The following is a 13,560-nucleotide window of genomic DNA, read 5'->3' as shown; positions in this document are numbered from 1 at the left end:
TAAACATTTGTGCATCCAATGAATCCTATTGAATTAAAAATAATTCCTCATCAAACTCAAGACGGTTTAGCTTACCAACATTTGCGATTGCGTATTACAACTCAAGACGGTATCATCACGCCAAATGATTTACAAGGTTTGAAACTTCCTCAAGACGTTCAATTGAGCCAAGGAATTGTCATTGAAGGTAGAGGAGCAATTTGGCTGTACGGGTATTTAGTACACGAATGTCATCCTGCGGCTTGGGTTGGATGTTACGATCCGCGATTAGAAGGTGCCGTGGTAGTAGCGACGCACAAGCACGAGGTATCAGTTGGACAGGTATTAAAATTGAGTTTACCGAGCGATTAAAACTCTCCTGAGTTTGAGGTGATAATAAATAAAAATAAAACTTGCTTTGGTGGGGGCATTTTACCTGGGTTAGCGACACGCTAACTACTGTTTTTACCACAAATCCAGGAGAGTCGCGATTAAATTAGAGCGTGTTGAGTGAATGGTCCGAACTATTGTGCACCAGAATATCCAGCTATGAATGCCGCTCCAGAAAAGCAAGTCTTGAACAGGCAGGATGCCTGTGCCACAATAATATAATTTTTGGAGAAGTCTATTCAGAAACATTAGTCGATCGCCCTACAAGCGCGCGAATCTGTTTTGTCAGAAGCTTCGGGCGATCGAACACTCGTCAATTTATCAAACTTGCACTTTTAATGCGAGGACTTATGACCATTAATCGCGTTTCTGTAGACTCAGCAGGCGATCAGGCGATCCGCTTATCAGTCGGCTCCTCCATCTCCGCCGACGGCCGGTTGGTCGCGTTTGCATATGGCACCAGCCTCGTACCGGCGGACGCTAGCGGTAGCGGCGACATCTTCGTGCGCGACTTATCAACCAATACCACCACCCCCGTCTCTGTTGACTCAGCAGGTAATCGGGCGATCGGTGTGGGGTTCTTCCCAAGTTCCTTATCTCCCTCCATCTCAGCCGACGGGAGGTTTGTGGCGTTTGAATCTAATGCCACCAACCTCGTGCCGGGGGACACTAACTCTTACCGGGCCATCTTCGCGCGCGACTTGTCAACCAATACCACCACCCTCGTCTCTGTTGACTCAGCAGGCAATCGGGGGAACAACTACTCCTTATCTCCCTCCATCTCAGCCGACGGGAGGTTTGTGGCGTTTTATTCTAATGCCAGCAACCTCGTGCCGGGGGACAACTATAACTTCGACATCTTCGTGCGCGACACGCTCGCCAATACCACCACCGGCGTCTCTGTTGACTCAGCAGGCGATCGGGGGAACCGCGACTCCTACTCCCCCTCCATCTCAGCCGACGGGCGGTTTGTAGCGTTTGAATCTGATGCCGACAACCTAGTGCTGGGGGACACTAACAACAGGAAAGACATCTTCGTGCGCGACACGCTCGCCAACACCACTACCCTCGTCTCAGTCAGTTCTAGCGGCGATCGGGCGATCGGTTTCGATTTCTTCCCAGGTTCCCGATCTCCATCCATCTCGGCAGACGGACGATTTGTGGCGTTTTCGTCTGATGCCATCAACCTCGTGCCGGGAGACACCAACTATGACGAGGCCATCTTCGTGCGCGACACGCTCGCCAAAACCACCACTCTCGTTTCTGTTTCAGGGGCTGGCGATCGGGGGAACCGCTACTCCTTATCTCCCTCCATCTCAGCCGACGGGCGGTTTGTGGCGTTTTATTCTGATGCCACCAACCTCGTGCCGGGGGATACCAACAATAGCGGTGACATCTTTGTTGTTGACTTAACCAGCACTCCAGGTGGCATCAATAACTCTCCAAACGCCATCAACGGCACGAACGGCAACGACAACCTGACAGGCACGAACGGCAACGACACCATCAACGGTTTGGCAGGCGATGACGTTCTGACTGGTTTGCGGGGCAACGATATCATCAATGGTGGCGACGGCAGCGATAACCTGTCTGGGGGCAAAGGTTTTGACACCCTCAACGGCGGTTTGGGCAACGATATTCTAGTCGGTGGCGTGGGCAACGATGTATTTGTTTTAGGTGGGGGATTGGGAGTTGATACCATCTCTGATTTCGCAAACTCTCAAGATACCATTCAATTAATCAATGGCTTGACTTTCGGACAGCTATCAATTTCCCCTGGAACGGACGGCACATTAATTAGAGTAGCCAGCAGCGGTGAAGTTTTAGCTTCTTTGATAGGCGTTGCTCCGAACCTCATCGGCCCTGAAGATTTCCTCTCTGTTTAGATATCTGCCGATTCTCAATTGCCTAGTGTAGAAACACAGCACGGCGCTTTGTCCTTTTACCGAATATTTCACCTTTACTCAAAGAACGCGATCGGGACTTATGCACTCCGACAGAGAAACCGGATTTTTTACCGAATTTGCGGGTCACAACGCAGTATTTTCGTAAAAAACCCGGTTTCTGAACCCCCGTACACAAGCCCTAGCAAAAAATGGTTTGACGCGCAATATACTGTTGTTGGCTTTTAGTTATTAATTATGGCAAATTACAGAACTGTATTGTTGTTCAATAGTTTAACTTTAGTGCTAGTGGGGCTAGTGACGGCGTGTCTGAGTTTGTTCGGTTCTTCAGTAAAAGGGTTATTTTTGCCGCCTTGCTCTGCCACGTATCCGGGTGCAGGTTTCTTTTTTTTGGCGTTTCAAATGTTATTTTATTTATCGGTAATGGTGTGCGCTTTTACCTTTGGATTGCTGAGAATTATTCAACCAGAGCGCCCCGAAAATCGATTTATTTTATATTCGGCACTGTTTGCAGGTTGCTTTCTGTTCAATGAAGTTTTTCGCACCCACGTTCATCTGGGACGTGCGGGTTTCCCGAAAGTGACAATTGTCATATTTTACGCCGGGGTGGCCATTGCATACGGATTAGCTTTTCGGAGACAAATTCGCTCGACTCCCTATGCTTTACTGCTGAGTGGCGTTGGTTTGTTATTTGTTGCCTTTTTTGCAGAAGCGCTGCCTTTAAAAAACGAGATAATTTCGAGCTTGCTGGAGGGAATACCGAAGCTGTTGAGCGGAATTAATATTGCACTTTATTTTTGGTTTTTGTGTCAGGGTTTGATAGTGCGAGCGATCAATTTTTCTAACCGGAAATTACATCCCGAATGAAGTAAGATGAAGATTGGCCGTTGGGTGGGGGCGGGTTTTTTAGATTGTCGGTTTTGGGCAAATATTGTTGGTAAAACCCGCCCCTACATGATTGTATAATCGGTTAAAACTAATAGGTTGCACCATTCTCAATTAGCTTTTTATGAACAGGCAAGATGCCTGTTTCACAAAAAAATTTATATTTTGTGAAACAGGCATCTTGCCTGTTGCTGACAATGGTGCAAAATATCAGTCAAAACAAAAAGTACCGCTGCGCCATTGGCAAAACTGTTGCCGGTTCGCAAGTTAACAATTCCCCATCCGCCCTAACTTCATAAGTTTCTGGATCGACTTCCATTTGTGGCAAATAATCGTTGAGTTTCATATCTCTTTTACTAATTTGTCGTGTGCCGGAAACTGCTACAGTGGGCTTTTGCAAACCGAGCTGTGCGGCAATATCTCGATCGCGCGCAGCTTGGGAAACAAACGTCAGACAAGTCGCCCCAATCGCCCCGCCAAAACTGCCAAACATCGGCCGCATATGCACCGGCTGCGGCGTCGGAATGCTGGCGTTAGCATCTCCCATCTGCCCGTAGGCGATCGCCCCTCCTTTAATTACCAGTTCCGGTTTCACCCCAAAAAAAGCCGGCCGCCACAAACATAAATCCGCCAACTTTCCCTCTTCCACCGAACCGACATACTGACTAATTCCGTGAGTGATTGCCGGATTAATTGTATATTTTGCAATGTACCGCTTCACCCGAAAATTATCGTTAATTTCCTCTGTTTCCCCCCCTTGGTAAGGGGGAGTTAGGGGGGGTAAATGTCCCCGCTGCACTTTCATTTTATGTGCCGTTTGCCAAGTCCGAATAATCACCTCTCCCACTCTTCCCATCGCCTGAGAATCAGAAGAAATCATGCTAAACGCACCTAAATCGTGGAGAATATCCTCAGCAGCAATAGTTTCCCTTCTAATTCTCGATTCAGCAAAAGCCACATCTTCCGGAATGCCTCGATCCAAATGGTGGCAAACCATCAACATATCTAAATGTTCTTCTAAAGTATTGACAGTGTAAGGGCGAGTCGGGTTAGTTGACGAGGGCAAAACATTAGCTTGTCCGCACACTTTAATAATATCCGGTGCGTGTCCGCCACCAGCACCTTCGGTGTGGTAGGTGTGAATAGCACGATTTTTGAAAGCGGCAATTGTAGCTTCCACAAATCCCGCTTCATTCAGAGTATCTGTGTGAATTGCCACTTGCACATCGTACTCGTCAGCTACATTCAAACAAGTGTCGATCGTTGCTGGTGTAGTTCCCCAATCTTCGTGGAGTTTCAAACCCATTGCACCGGCTAATATTTGTTCAATTAATCCTTGCGGTTGACTGCTATTTCCTTTACCTAAAAATCCTAGATTTACGGGGAAAGCGTCAGCAGCTTGCAGCATTCTGTACATATGCCAAGGCCCCGGAGTGCAAGTTGTGGCGTTTGTACCCGTTGCAGGGCCAGTGCCGCCGCCGATCATTGTCGTGATTCCAGAGGCGATCGCCACTTCAATTTGCTGCGGACAAATAAAGTGAATGTGAGTGTCAATTCCCCCAGCACTGAGAATCATTCCTTCGCCCGCAATTACTTCAGTACCAGGCCCGATAATAATATCTACCCTATCTTGAATATAAGGATTTCCGGCTTTACCAATTTTGTCAATTTTGCCGTCTTTAATGCCGACATCTGCTTTAACAATTCCCCACCAGTCTAATATTAAAGCATTAGTAATCACCGTGTCAACAGCGCCGTCTGCATTAGAAATAGGCGACTGTCCCATGCCGTCGCGAATGACTTTGCCACCGCCAAATTTAACTTCATCCCCGTAGGTTGTGAAGTCTTTTTCAACTTCTATGAATAATTCTGTATCGGCTAACCGGACGCGATCGCCCACAGTCGGCCCGAAGGTTTCCGCGTAGGCGCGGCGATCCATTCTGTAACTCATGCTCGCTCCTAATATTAATAAATTTTTAGTTACCAGTTGAGACCCACTTGAATTATAGTATGTGCCGAGTTCCTCAATCTGCAACCGTAAAAAAAATACCACATTAGGCAAGCTTTAAAACCCCGATCGTCCTCAATTCTGCCCCTCGAAAATCGCAAATGCTATGAAGGAGCAAATTTACTCCAGTATTTTCTGGATTTCCCTTTTCAAAATCTCCACATCTACCGTCATATCCATGCCAATGAAACTCCAATCTTCCGCTACATTGTTGTCATCAACCATACGCGAGTATTCTATTCCCAATAGCTGACAAATGTAATAGAAATATGGCGGAGTGTACCCTCCATAAAAGAATTCCAATACTTTCGTTCCCGGCTGACACCACAGCAAATTTGTAAAACCAGCCCCGTGAGGGCCGACAACCACCGTCGCTTCTGCAAACAGACGAATTTGTTCATCAACAGTGCGCGAGATATCTTCCAAAATTTCAAAATCAAATTCTTTCAAAACCTCTCGCACTTGTACTTCATTTTTAACCTTGCGCCGGCCGCTTCTCGACAGATAAAGTTTTCTATAAGGCTTTACTTTTTCCTTAAGACAGAATTTTTTCCGCAAAAGCTCTATATCGTAAGGACTGGGAAAATACCAGTCTTGATTGTTTCCCACCACCAGACTTTCTGCATGATATCCCGTATCTCTAGCCCTAGTGTCGATTAGTGAACTTTCAGGAATACCGAGTTTGGTCATAAAGCCCAACTCAAAATCTGTATGTCGTAAAGGATAACAAATTTTGGATTCTTGCCAAATTTCCTTACCTAAAGCCTCCTCAATTCGACAAAGTTTAGCCAGCACAAAAATCACATAATCATAATAACTACACCACAAATGCGACCAAGGAGCAACTACCAGCGGATAGGTAATTTGGTTAGGTTTGTAAGGCCATTCCAGAATGCCCGCACCGCTAATCCGAAAATCCAAGTCTAAAAGCAACTTGTTATTCAAAAGCGTGTTGCCAGACGTACAAATAGTTAGAGAATTTATTTTTTGATTCAGGGAAATCTTCCAAACATAATCTGGGTCAAAAGACACGGTTTTTTCCGTGGCAAAAAACCGAGAAGGCACTTTATTTACCGAGGTTAATGCGGGTATATTGATGGGTTCATGCTGCTTTTTATAAACGATGCTGTCATCTAACAATTTGATGCTGGTGCGCCGATCTAACGGGGTTCTCCAGACACGCCTTGATGTTGCAAGCAAGCTCTGCTTCAAAGCCTGTTTTATCTGGTCAACTAATTTTGGGTTCATCACGCACTTTTGCTGTATATCTTTGCAATTTTAACAACTACGGTATACCCCAAACGCCAGATTTTAACTCGCTCAAAAGTATGAGATTTAACTAACAAAATAAAGGCAGAAGGGACTTATACAGAAGGCAGAGAAACAGTTTTGAAATTACTTGAGAACTCTCCAGGCGTAGGGCTGGAATTGATACCATTTTCGATGGGGGATTGGGGATGACTGATCACTATCATAGTGTGGAAATTCCCTACAGTTGCATTTTTTTTTGAAACTGCTGGGACTTTTAAGTTAAAAAGTTTCAAATTCAAAACTAAACAATTGTGAACTACCTTCTGGCTTCATACTTCAGCATCCAGATGACCGTTCACTTTTCCATTAAAGCCGTAGACTTGACGACTACCAACAAACGGCACTAATTGAACTTCCCTTTCATCTCCCGGTTCAAACCTGACTGCTGTACCTGCGGGGATATCCAACCGCATTCCTTTTGCTTGTTCTCGATTAAATTCTAAGGCTTCGTTGGCCTCATAAAAGTGATAGTGTGAACCAATTTGAATGGGTCGATCGCCTTTATTTCCTACCAGCAACCGCACCGTTTGGCGAGCCGCATTTAATTCTATTTCGCCTGCTGAAACAATCATTTCTCCTGGAATCATCTTTTCCTCCTATGAGTCTGTCTGGTTAATTTTTTAACGGATCGGATCGTGCACTGTTACCAACTTAGTTCCGTCGGGAAAAGTCGCCTCAACCTGAACTTCATGCACCATTTCTGCTATCCCTTCCATCACATCTTCCCGCGTCAGGAGAGTTGTTCCATAACTCATTAAATCTGCGACGGTGAGGCCATCTCTTGCTCCTTCTAAAATGGCGGCGGAAATGTAGGCTAGTGCTTCTGGATAGTTTAATTTTAAACCTCTTTGTTTCCGGCGCTCTGCTACCAGGGCGGCGGTGAAAATCAGCAGTTTGTCTTTTTCTTGGGGGGTGAGTTGCATTTTTATTCTTGTAAGTGCGATCGCATTATTTGATTATGATATCTTTTACGGTTTTTTGTGAATGATTGAACCGCAAAGGGCGCAGAGGACGCAGAGTCAGAGAAGAGAGAGATGAATAATCGAGTTAGGAGGGGAACTATACATTGAAACTCAAAGATCATCCTATTTTATCCAAACTCTGGGCAAACAGCAAGGGCGTTCTGAAAAAGATAAGCGCAGCAAGTGCCAAATGCTGACAAACCAGTCTCTAGCTGCGGTGGTGGATGAACCGCGATATCGGCACAGCAAACCGTTAGGAATACGAGTGACGCCGACGGTGGAATTACCAGGATAAATTGTTGCCTCAGATGGCAAATTTCGCACTTTTCCCACGAACTCTGTGGTGACGGGTTTGCCTACCCAAGCAAGGGTGGCGACTACGGGTTTTCCTCCGAGCCCGTGAGGGCTTTCGAGCATTTTTTCTCCACCTTTGAGCAATTGTCTGTCAATCCATAAAGGGCTGTTTTGTTGCCAGACTTCGGTGTGCGATCGCCATTCTCCAGACAAGAACTTTTCGCCCCTAGCACTGCGTCCAAATCTGGTAATTTCCCACAGTAAAATCCTTGCTGTTGGTGCTAATTCTACCCGCAAATTTTGCCGATATATTGCGCCGTCAAAAACTATTGTTTCCTGTGGCAGCCATTCTAAATTAGCACCAGTATCTAGCTGAATGTCAATATTTTGTTGTGATTCTAGTCCGCTGCTGCGATAGATTTTACCAGCGGCGGCCGTGGTAATCAAGGCTTGGGCGTTGGGTTGGAGGTTAAAATGGCTGGAAAGTCGATCGCCCCCGACAACTCCCCCAGCCGTGTGCAAGATGACGCTGTGACAAATCTCTTTCCCTTCAGGATAAAACGGGCGCTGCACCTTAAGGGGCGCTTGCATTTGACTGTGAATGATTTGAGTTGCACCGGATCGGTTGGCATAGACTAAATCCAGGCTGCCGTGCCATCCAGTTTGAATGTTATTTGTAGGTGTTTCAGTCGAGTTTTGAATCACAGATTTTTCTAATTAAATGTTAAATGGGAAACTTTTAGCATTTTTTTGAGAGGTAGATTTATCATTTTTTTGCTAAAATCACATAGTCATCCACTGAATAATTTAAGTCATAAGGTAACTTAAAGTGCTGGCGGAAAAGTGGACTGATAAATTTCTGAACAGGTAAATTTTCTCTAGCAAACTTTCCAAAGTTAGGATGAGATGTCCTGCTATCGGTTGAACGTAAATATTTATACCAAACCAAGTTTAAACCAAGCTCATAAACAAATTGTTGTACGACACGTAGCTCCTGTTGGCAATCATCAACTCGACGAACATTGTATGGTATCAGCAACTTCTTTTCTTGAATAATTAGCAAAGCGTAACCAGAATGCTTCAGGCTGTGTGTAAATATATCCTGGTAAATTTTAAGGGATTTTTCTCTTCTCTCCTCATCGTTAAAAAAACAGTGAGAAATTACAATAAAATCAAAGAACTTTTTGGGCAGTCTTTGAGATTGGTGGTCGCTATCAAAGATACTAGAAGTATCAAACCGAAAGTAAGCATTCATCGCCTGGGGTTCCATGTACTGCCGCCAAAACTGGAGTCCGCGATATTGAAAATTTTTTTGCTGTTCCAAAGAGTAGTAGGATATGTGCATTGGGGGCCTTGAAAAAAAGTTGCTACTGCTTTGCAGCAACAAACCGAGTCCGTAAGCAACTGTACCCGGCCCAGCAGCAATATCAAGAATATTAACTGTAGTGGGTAATAACCCTGCCTTGTAAATTAAAAACCAAGCTAGATATGTACAATAGACGTTATCTAGGAAATACCTCATTAAATAGATGTGAGGGCTTAGCTCAAAGCTGTATTGAGGATCTTGTCCTTCTTTCAGTTTCTGTATATCGTCAATAGCTTGTCTCAGTAAATAATCTAAATTATTTTTTTGACGGCTCAAGTTATTAAGATCGTTCTTGATGAACCCAGCCAAATGTTGTTCAAATTCAGTAAATACTTGGTCGTCAATGCCTGTGCATTGAATCATACTTGCATCGCATTCTGTCATTTTGAAAGAATTTTCAATATATTCAATAAACTTGGTGTCGGGAAACAAGGTTAATTGATCAATCCGCGCCAGCGAATCGTCAAGTTGCCCGAAGCCCAGTTGCATTTGTAATTCTTCTAAACGCCGATCACCTTCTTTGATGCGGTCATTTTTTTGCTGCACTAATTTTTCAAGCTGTAGGCGCTCTTTAAATAGCTTCTGCTGCCATGAGAGTTTTGCCCCAGAATTTTGTATTTCTTTTAACAGTTGTTTGGCAAGTCGATTATTTTGACTTTTAACGGCTTCGTTAAATTTTTGGGAACGCCACCAGTTAGCTAGCGGGTTATTCATAGCCAAACCCCTCTTTACCCTCCCTAATTTCAACCTCCGGGAGCATCGCTTTTAGTTTATTTTTAAACTTGCGATAACTCTGCTGTTCGGTATTGTACCACCAAGCGTACTTTTGTTTAAGAGCTAATGCTGCTTCGCGAGTTGAGGCAATTAGTGATCGTGCGTTGCTGGCATGAAAATTCTGAATTACCACCCGATCAGCCACTTCCAGCTTGTTAATAAAATCAGCTTCATCTTCCGGTAAGGTAGGGAGTAGTGGAGTTATAGTTATAGAAAATCTGACTTCGCAATTTTCTCGGTAAGGAAAGCTGTATCTCATTTTTGCAATAGCTTTGAGTCTTGCAGGAATACTAGGCGATTTTGGTTCAAAATCTTTCCTCACTTTTTCGCTACCAGTGGGAATGCTCATGTTAACTCGCAACCGCTGAAATTGCTGTAAAATATCGATATCTCTAGTTATCATAGGACTGCGAGTTTGGATAACCAGCGTCGGTTGATAGGAAACCATCACTTCTAACAAGTGTCTAGTGAGTTGTTCTTTAGATTCAATTGGCTGATACGGATCGGTGACACTACTCATGTAAATGCTAGGCGGTCTATCGGGGTTTTTCTTATGCCAACTTTGCAACTCTCTTTTTAATATTTCCGCTGCATTTTGCTTGATAATTACCCAATTTCCCCAATCCTGCCGCATCTGTGCATTCGGGCTAAAAGCAGCAGCATAACAATAGGTGCATCCGTACTGACAGCCGCGATAAGGATTCAGTGTGAAATCGTAAGCACTGATAAATCCAGTAGCTTTGTTAAGCAATGACTGTGCATTTTGTGCATACACTTTGGCACTTCCAAAGTTTTCTCGGAGTAAAACGGTGTGTTTTTCGGCGGAATATCCCTCATACTGAGACTTTACCATGATTGAACCTGCTACCGTATTAAAATGGCAAACGTTTAGGAATGAGAAAGGCGATCGCGCTTCGAGGTTACTACTTCACTGTACCGCACTCAATAAATGTCCGCAAAGCAGTGGGGAATTACTCAACTTTACAATATTTTTTTGAATAACCAACAACTCTACTTTATAAACTTTATGCTAAGCTTCCTCGACAAGTAATGCAAGCTTACGGATTTACTGACCGCGACGATATTTTAGCAAAAGTGCTGGAATTAAACCTAGAACTGGCAAAAAAAGAAAAACGGGGAGAACCCGTAGTTGGGCCTTGTCTCCCAACTGACTAAAAATACTAATCGTTGTAATCATAAGTTTTGTAAATTTGCGTATAATCACATAGATTGTTGATAGAGATCACAAACACTCTAGTATAAAAACAGAGATAATAGGGGAAGAGTTAAGTTTTGACTTAAAGATTTCCAAATTCAAAATTAAACAGTCAAAACAGCTTTCCGCCTTCAGCATAAGTGCATTCTGCTTTTCTTCGCTCAATTACTCCTGATTTGTTTGGGAGGAACTTCCCATGTTATTATTTACCCACAGTCAGTCCAAAAATAGCAAGGTAGAGCAAAAGCACTATGCTCAAAAACATTTGTTACCGACTTCAACTATTAATCTAACTGGGCTAAAGGCAGAATGCAACCATTTGCGGATCGGCCAAAAAATTAGCTATGGCTATGCTTTAGCTATCGGCATAGCGATTTTGGGAACTGGTGCGGGACTGAGATTGGGAGACTACTTTCGCAAGCAAGCTTTAGTTCAGGTGAATGTTGCCCAGCAGCAGCAGCAACTGCTGCAAAATTTGCAAAATACCGTATTTGAAGCCCGATCGCACGCGGCGAGATTGCCAGTCGTTTTGGGAAACACTCTGGCGCTACAATACGAACAAGATCGGTTTTTCGGGCAAATCCATCAGGCGAAAATCCTGATTTCAGAAATTGAATCTTTCGCACGAGAAAATCCGGATAGACTAGCAACAGAAGAGGCAGCATTGCACGCTATATTGAAGAAATCTGCCCTCGTCATTGATTACTACGGTAAGCTAATTAAATTGCAGTTAAAAGAAGCGGATGTTTGGAACTTGCCACCCAACAGCATTGAGTCCGCACAACTACAAATGTTGAGGACTAGCAGCGGCCAAGAGGCGATCGTACTAGATAACCTTGCTCAAAGTTTAACTGACCTAATTTCTACAGTAGAAATTCACAAACAGCAAGGAACCCAAGCATTAGAAGAAGCTGGAAGTTTGCGAAACCGAATTATTATCGGGAGTATGCTAATTTCAGCACTCATCGCCGCCACCCTAGCGGACAAAACCAGCCGCGCGATCGCCCAACCCCTCGAAACCGTCACTAATGTGGCTCAGCAAGTTGCTCGCGAATCAAATTTTAACCTGCAAGTACCAGTCACAACCGACGACGAAATCGGAGTTTTAGCTGTCTCTTTCAATCAATTGATTCAGCGAGTTAGCGAGTATACACAAGAACTAAAACAAACTCAATCCCAATTAATTCAAACCGAAAAAATGTCATCTCTCGGTCAAATGGTGGCAGGGATAGCCCACGAAATCAACAATCCTGTCAACTTCATCGGCGGCAACATTGACTATGCCAACCAATACATCGAAGATTTGGCAGGTTTGGTAACTCTCTATCAAGAATATTATCCCAACCCACCAGATGCCATTCTAGAGCGCATCGAAGACATTGAACTCGAATTTCTCAGAGAAGATTTACCAAAAACCCTCTCTTCGATGAAAATGGGAGCCGATCGCATTCGCGAAATTGTCGTATCCATGCGGAATTTTTCGCGATCGGACGACGGAAAAATGAAATCAGCCGACATTCACGAAGGAATTGATAGCACCCTCGTAATTCTCAATCATCGGCTCAAACAAGGTATTCAAGTTATTAAACAATACGGCAAGTTGCCTGCGCTTGAGTGCTATCCTGCCCAACTCAATCAAGTATTTATGAACGTGATCGGCAATGCAATAGATGCGCTGGAGGAGGTGAAAAAGGAAGACAAAGGCTATTCGCCAACTATTTGGGTTAGCACGGAAATTACAGCCGACAATACAGTCACGGTCAAGATTCGGGATAACGGGCCGGGAATTGCGTCCGCCAGTGCCCAACAGATATTTGACCCATTTTTCACAACAAAGTCGATCGGCAAAGGTACTGGATTAGGATTGGCTATTTCCTATCAAATCCTTGCCAAGCATCAAGGCAAAATTGAGGTAAATTCTCAAATAGGACAGGGCACGGAATTTGTGATTACTTTGCCAGTTGCTGCGTAATATCACGCGGGACGGGATGAACATAAAAAATCGCTTCCGACTGTCGCAGAATTTCCCAAACCAGCCGATTTGCTCAACCAGTTGAAGACCCGACGTAAAAAGTCGGAGGCGAACTTGGCAGATATAGAGAGAGGCGCTTTTGGACATAGTAGAAAACCATTAGCGCGAAAATTGAACGGATAACAGAACTCTTGGTGACGAGAAATCAGAAACCGTTGAATCACAAATCATTGAAATGGATGGGGGCGGAGGGACTTGAACCCACACGACCGTTTCGGGTCAACGGATTTTAAGTCCGTAGCGTCTACCATTCCGCCACGCCCCCCTTTGGTCAAGCTGCTGTGGTTTTGAGCCACTAACAGCAACAGCCTTTTATTCTACAGCCAAAACCCGAATTTACGCAACCCCTAATCAAAAAATTCCCAAAAGTCGCGCTGGATCTCCGCAAGCGGTACAATAGTTAACCAGCCAACGGAGCGTGTCAACTGACTTACCCGTG

At 44.4% G+C, this 13,560-nt stretch carries 12 protein-coding genes and 1 tRNA gene; 5 read left to right on the top strand and 8 right to left on the bottom strand.

All coding sequences use genetic code 11. From position 1 onward, the window contains the following. Positions 1 to 18 precede the first annotated feature (18 nt). From crn3 to QUA25_RS18165, 3 genes are all read left to right on the top strand, one after another. Positions 19 to 351 (top strand): CRISPR-associated ring nuclease Crn3/Csx3, encoded by a 333-nt coding sequence (crn3, locus tag QUA25_RS18175; protein WP_333040230.1) that lies wholly within the window; start codon positions 19 to 21, stop codon positions 349 to 351. Between the two features lie 368 nt (positions 352 to 719). Next, positions 720 to 2,255, top strand: a complete 1,536-nt coding sequence (locus QUA25_RS18170; RefSeq protein ID WP_333040227.1) for a calcium-binding protein — start codon at positions 720 to 722, stop codon at positions 2,253 to 2,255. Positions 2,256 to 2,510: 255 nt separating this feature from the next. Further along, positions 2,511 to 3,140 carry a hypothetical protein gene (locus tag QUA25_RS18165; protein ID WP_333040225.1) on the top strand — a complete coding sequence of 210 codons (630 nt, stop codon included), beginning with the start codon at positions 2,511 to 2,513 and terminating at the stop codon, positions 3,138 to 3,140. Between the two features lie 232 nt (positions 3,141 to 3,372). Here QUA25_RS18165 and ureC read toward each other — a convergent pair whose 3' ends face one another. The 7 genes from ureC to QUA25_RS18130 all read right to left on the bottom strand — a co-directional run bounded on the left by ureC (position 3,373) and on the right by QUA25_RS18130 (position 10,726). Further along, the gene (gene ureC / locus QUA25_RS18160) at positions 3,373 to 5,109 is read right to left on the bottom strand and encodes an urease subunit alpha (protein ID WP_333040222.1); all 1,737 of its coding nucleotides are present in this window, start codon (positions 5,107 to 5,109) and stop codon (positions 3,373 to 3,375) included. 177 nt (positions 5,110 to 5,286) lie between these two features. Then, positions 5,287 to 6,414, bottom strand: coding sequence for a glycosyltransferase family 61 protein (locus QUA25_RS18155; protein WP_333040220.1), 1,128 nt, complete (start codon positions 6,412 to 6,414; stop codon positions 5,287 to 5,289). Positions 6,415 to 6,746: 332 nt separating this feature from the next. Continuing rightward, positions 6,747 to 7,064, bottom strand: a complete 318-nt coding sequence (locus QUA25_RS18150) for an urease subunit beta (RefSeq protein ID WP_333040218.1) — start codon at positions 7,062 to 7,064, stop codon at positions 6,747 to 6,749. Positions 7,065 to 7,097: 33 nt separating this feature from the next. Continuing rightward, positions 7,098 to 7,400: an urease subunit gamma gene (ureA, locus tag QUA25_RS18145; protein ID WP_006635319.1), complete on the bottom strand. Its 303-nt coding sequence runs from the start codon at positions 7,398 to 7,400 to the stop codon at positions 7,098 to 7,100. A 162-nt stretch (positions 7,401 to 7,562) separates the two neighbouring features. Next, positions 7,563 to 8,438 (bottom strand): urease accessory protein UreD, encoded by an 876-nt coding sequence (locus QUA25_RS18140; protein WP_333040208.1) that lies wholly within the window; start codon positions 8,436 to 8,438, stop codon positions 7,563 to 7,565. Positions 8,439 to 8,499: 61 nt separating this feature from the next. Then, on the bottom strand, positions 8,500 to 9,813 hold the full coding sequence (locus tag QUA25_RS18135; RefSeq protein ID WP_333040204.1) for a photosystem II assembly protein: 1,314 nt from the start codon (positions 9,811 to 9,813) through the stop codon (positions 8,500 to 8,502). After that, positions 9,806 to 10,726, bottom strand: coding sequence for a radical SAM protein (locus QUA25_RS18130; protein WP_333040202.1), 921 nt, complete (start codon positions 10,724 to 10,726; stop codon positions 9,806 to 9,808). Before QUA25_RS18130 ends, QUA25_RS18135 begins: the two co-directional genes overlap by 8 nt. Positions 10,727 to 10,923: 197 nt before the next feature. Between QUA25_RS18130 and QUA25_RS18125 the strand changes: the two genes are divergently transcribed. Next, on the top strand, positions 10,924 to 11,049 hold the full coding sequence (locus tag QUA25_RS18125; protein WP_333040200.1) for a hypothetical protein: 126 nt from the start codon (positions 10,924 to 10,926) through the stop codon (positions 11,047 to 11,049). Positions 11,050 to 11,285: 236 nt separating this feature from the next. After that, positions 11,286 to 13,061 carry an ATP-binding protein gene (locus QUA25_RS18120; protein ID WP_333040198.1) on the top strand — a complete coding sequence of 592 codons (1,776 nt, stop codon included), beginning with the start codon at positions 11,286 to 11,288 and terminating at the stop codon, positions 13,059 to 13,061. A 240-nt stretch (positions 13,062 to 13,301) separates the two neighbouring features. Here the strand turns inward: QUA25_RS18120 and QUA25_RS18115 are convergent. Continuing rightward, positions 13,302 to 13,386 (bottom strand) — tRNA-Leu (locus QUA25_RS18115). Positions 13,387 to 13,560 lie beyond the last annotated feature (174 nt).

Source organism: Microcoleus sp. Pol17C6 (assembly GCF_036701145.1).
Taxonomy (GTDB): Bacteria; Cyanobacteriota; Cyanobacteriia; order Cyanobacteriales; family Microcoleaceae; genus Microcoleus.
This window is presented reverse-complemented; position numbering and strand designations above follow the sequence as displayed.

Coding starts and splice junctions, on each gene's coding strand:
- QUA25_RS18150 (WP_333040218.1), bottom strand. CDS start 7,064: ATGATTCCAGGAGAAATGATTGTTTCAGCAGGCGAAATAGAATTAAAT.
- QUA25_RS18120 (WP_333040198.1), top strand. CDS start 11,286: ATGTTATTATTTACCCACAGTCAGTCCAAAAATAGCAAGGTAGAGCAA.
- QUA25_RS18135 (WP_333040204.1), bottom strand. CDS start 9,813: ATGAATAACCCGCTAGCTAACTGGTGGCGTTCCCAAAAATTTAACGAA.
- QUA25_RS18155 (WP_333040220.1), bottom strand. CDS start 6,414: ATGAACCCAAAATTAGTTGACCAGATAAAACAGGCTTTGAAGCAGAGC.
- QUA25_RS18125 (WP_333040200.1), top strand. CDS start 10,924: ATGCAAGCTTACGGATTTACTGACCGCGACGATATTTTAGCAAAAGTG.
- QUA25_RS18165 (WP_333040225.1), top strand. CDS start 2,511: ATGGCAAATTACAGAACTGTATTGTTGTTCAATAGTTTAACTTTAGTG.
- QUA25_RS18130 (WP_333040202.1), bottom strand. CDS start 10,726: ATGGTAAAGTCTCAGTATGAGGGATATTCCGCCGAAAAACACACCGTT.
- ureC (WP_333040222.1), bottom strand. CDS start 5,109: ATGAGTTACAGAATGGATCGCCGCGCCTACGCGGAAACCTTCGGGCCG.
- ureA (WP_006635319.1), bottom strand. CDS start 7,400: ATGCAACTCACCCCCCAAGAAAAAGACAAACTGCTGATTTTCACCGCC.
- crn3 (WP_333040230.1), top strand. CDS start 19: ATGAATCCTATTGAATTAAAAATAATTCCTCATCAAACTCAAGACGGT.
- QUA25_RS18170 (WP_333040227.1), top strand. CDS start 720: ATGACCATTAATCGCGTTTCTGTAGACTCAGCAGGCGATCAGGCGATC.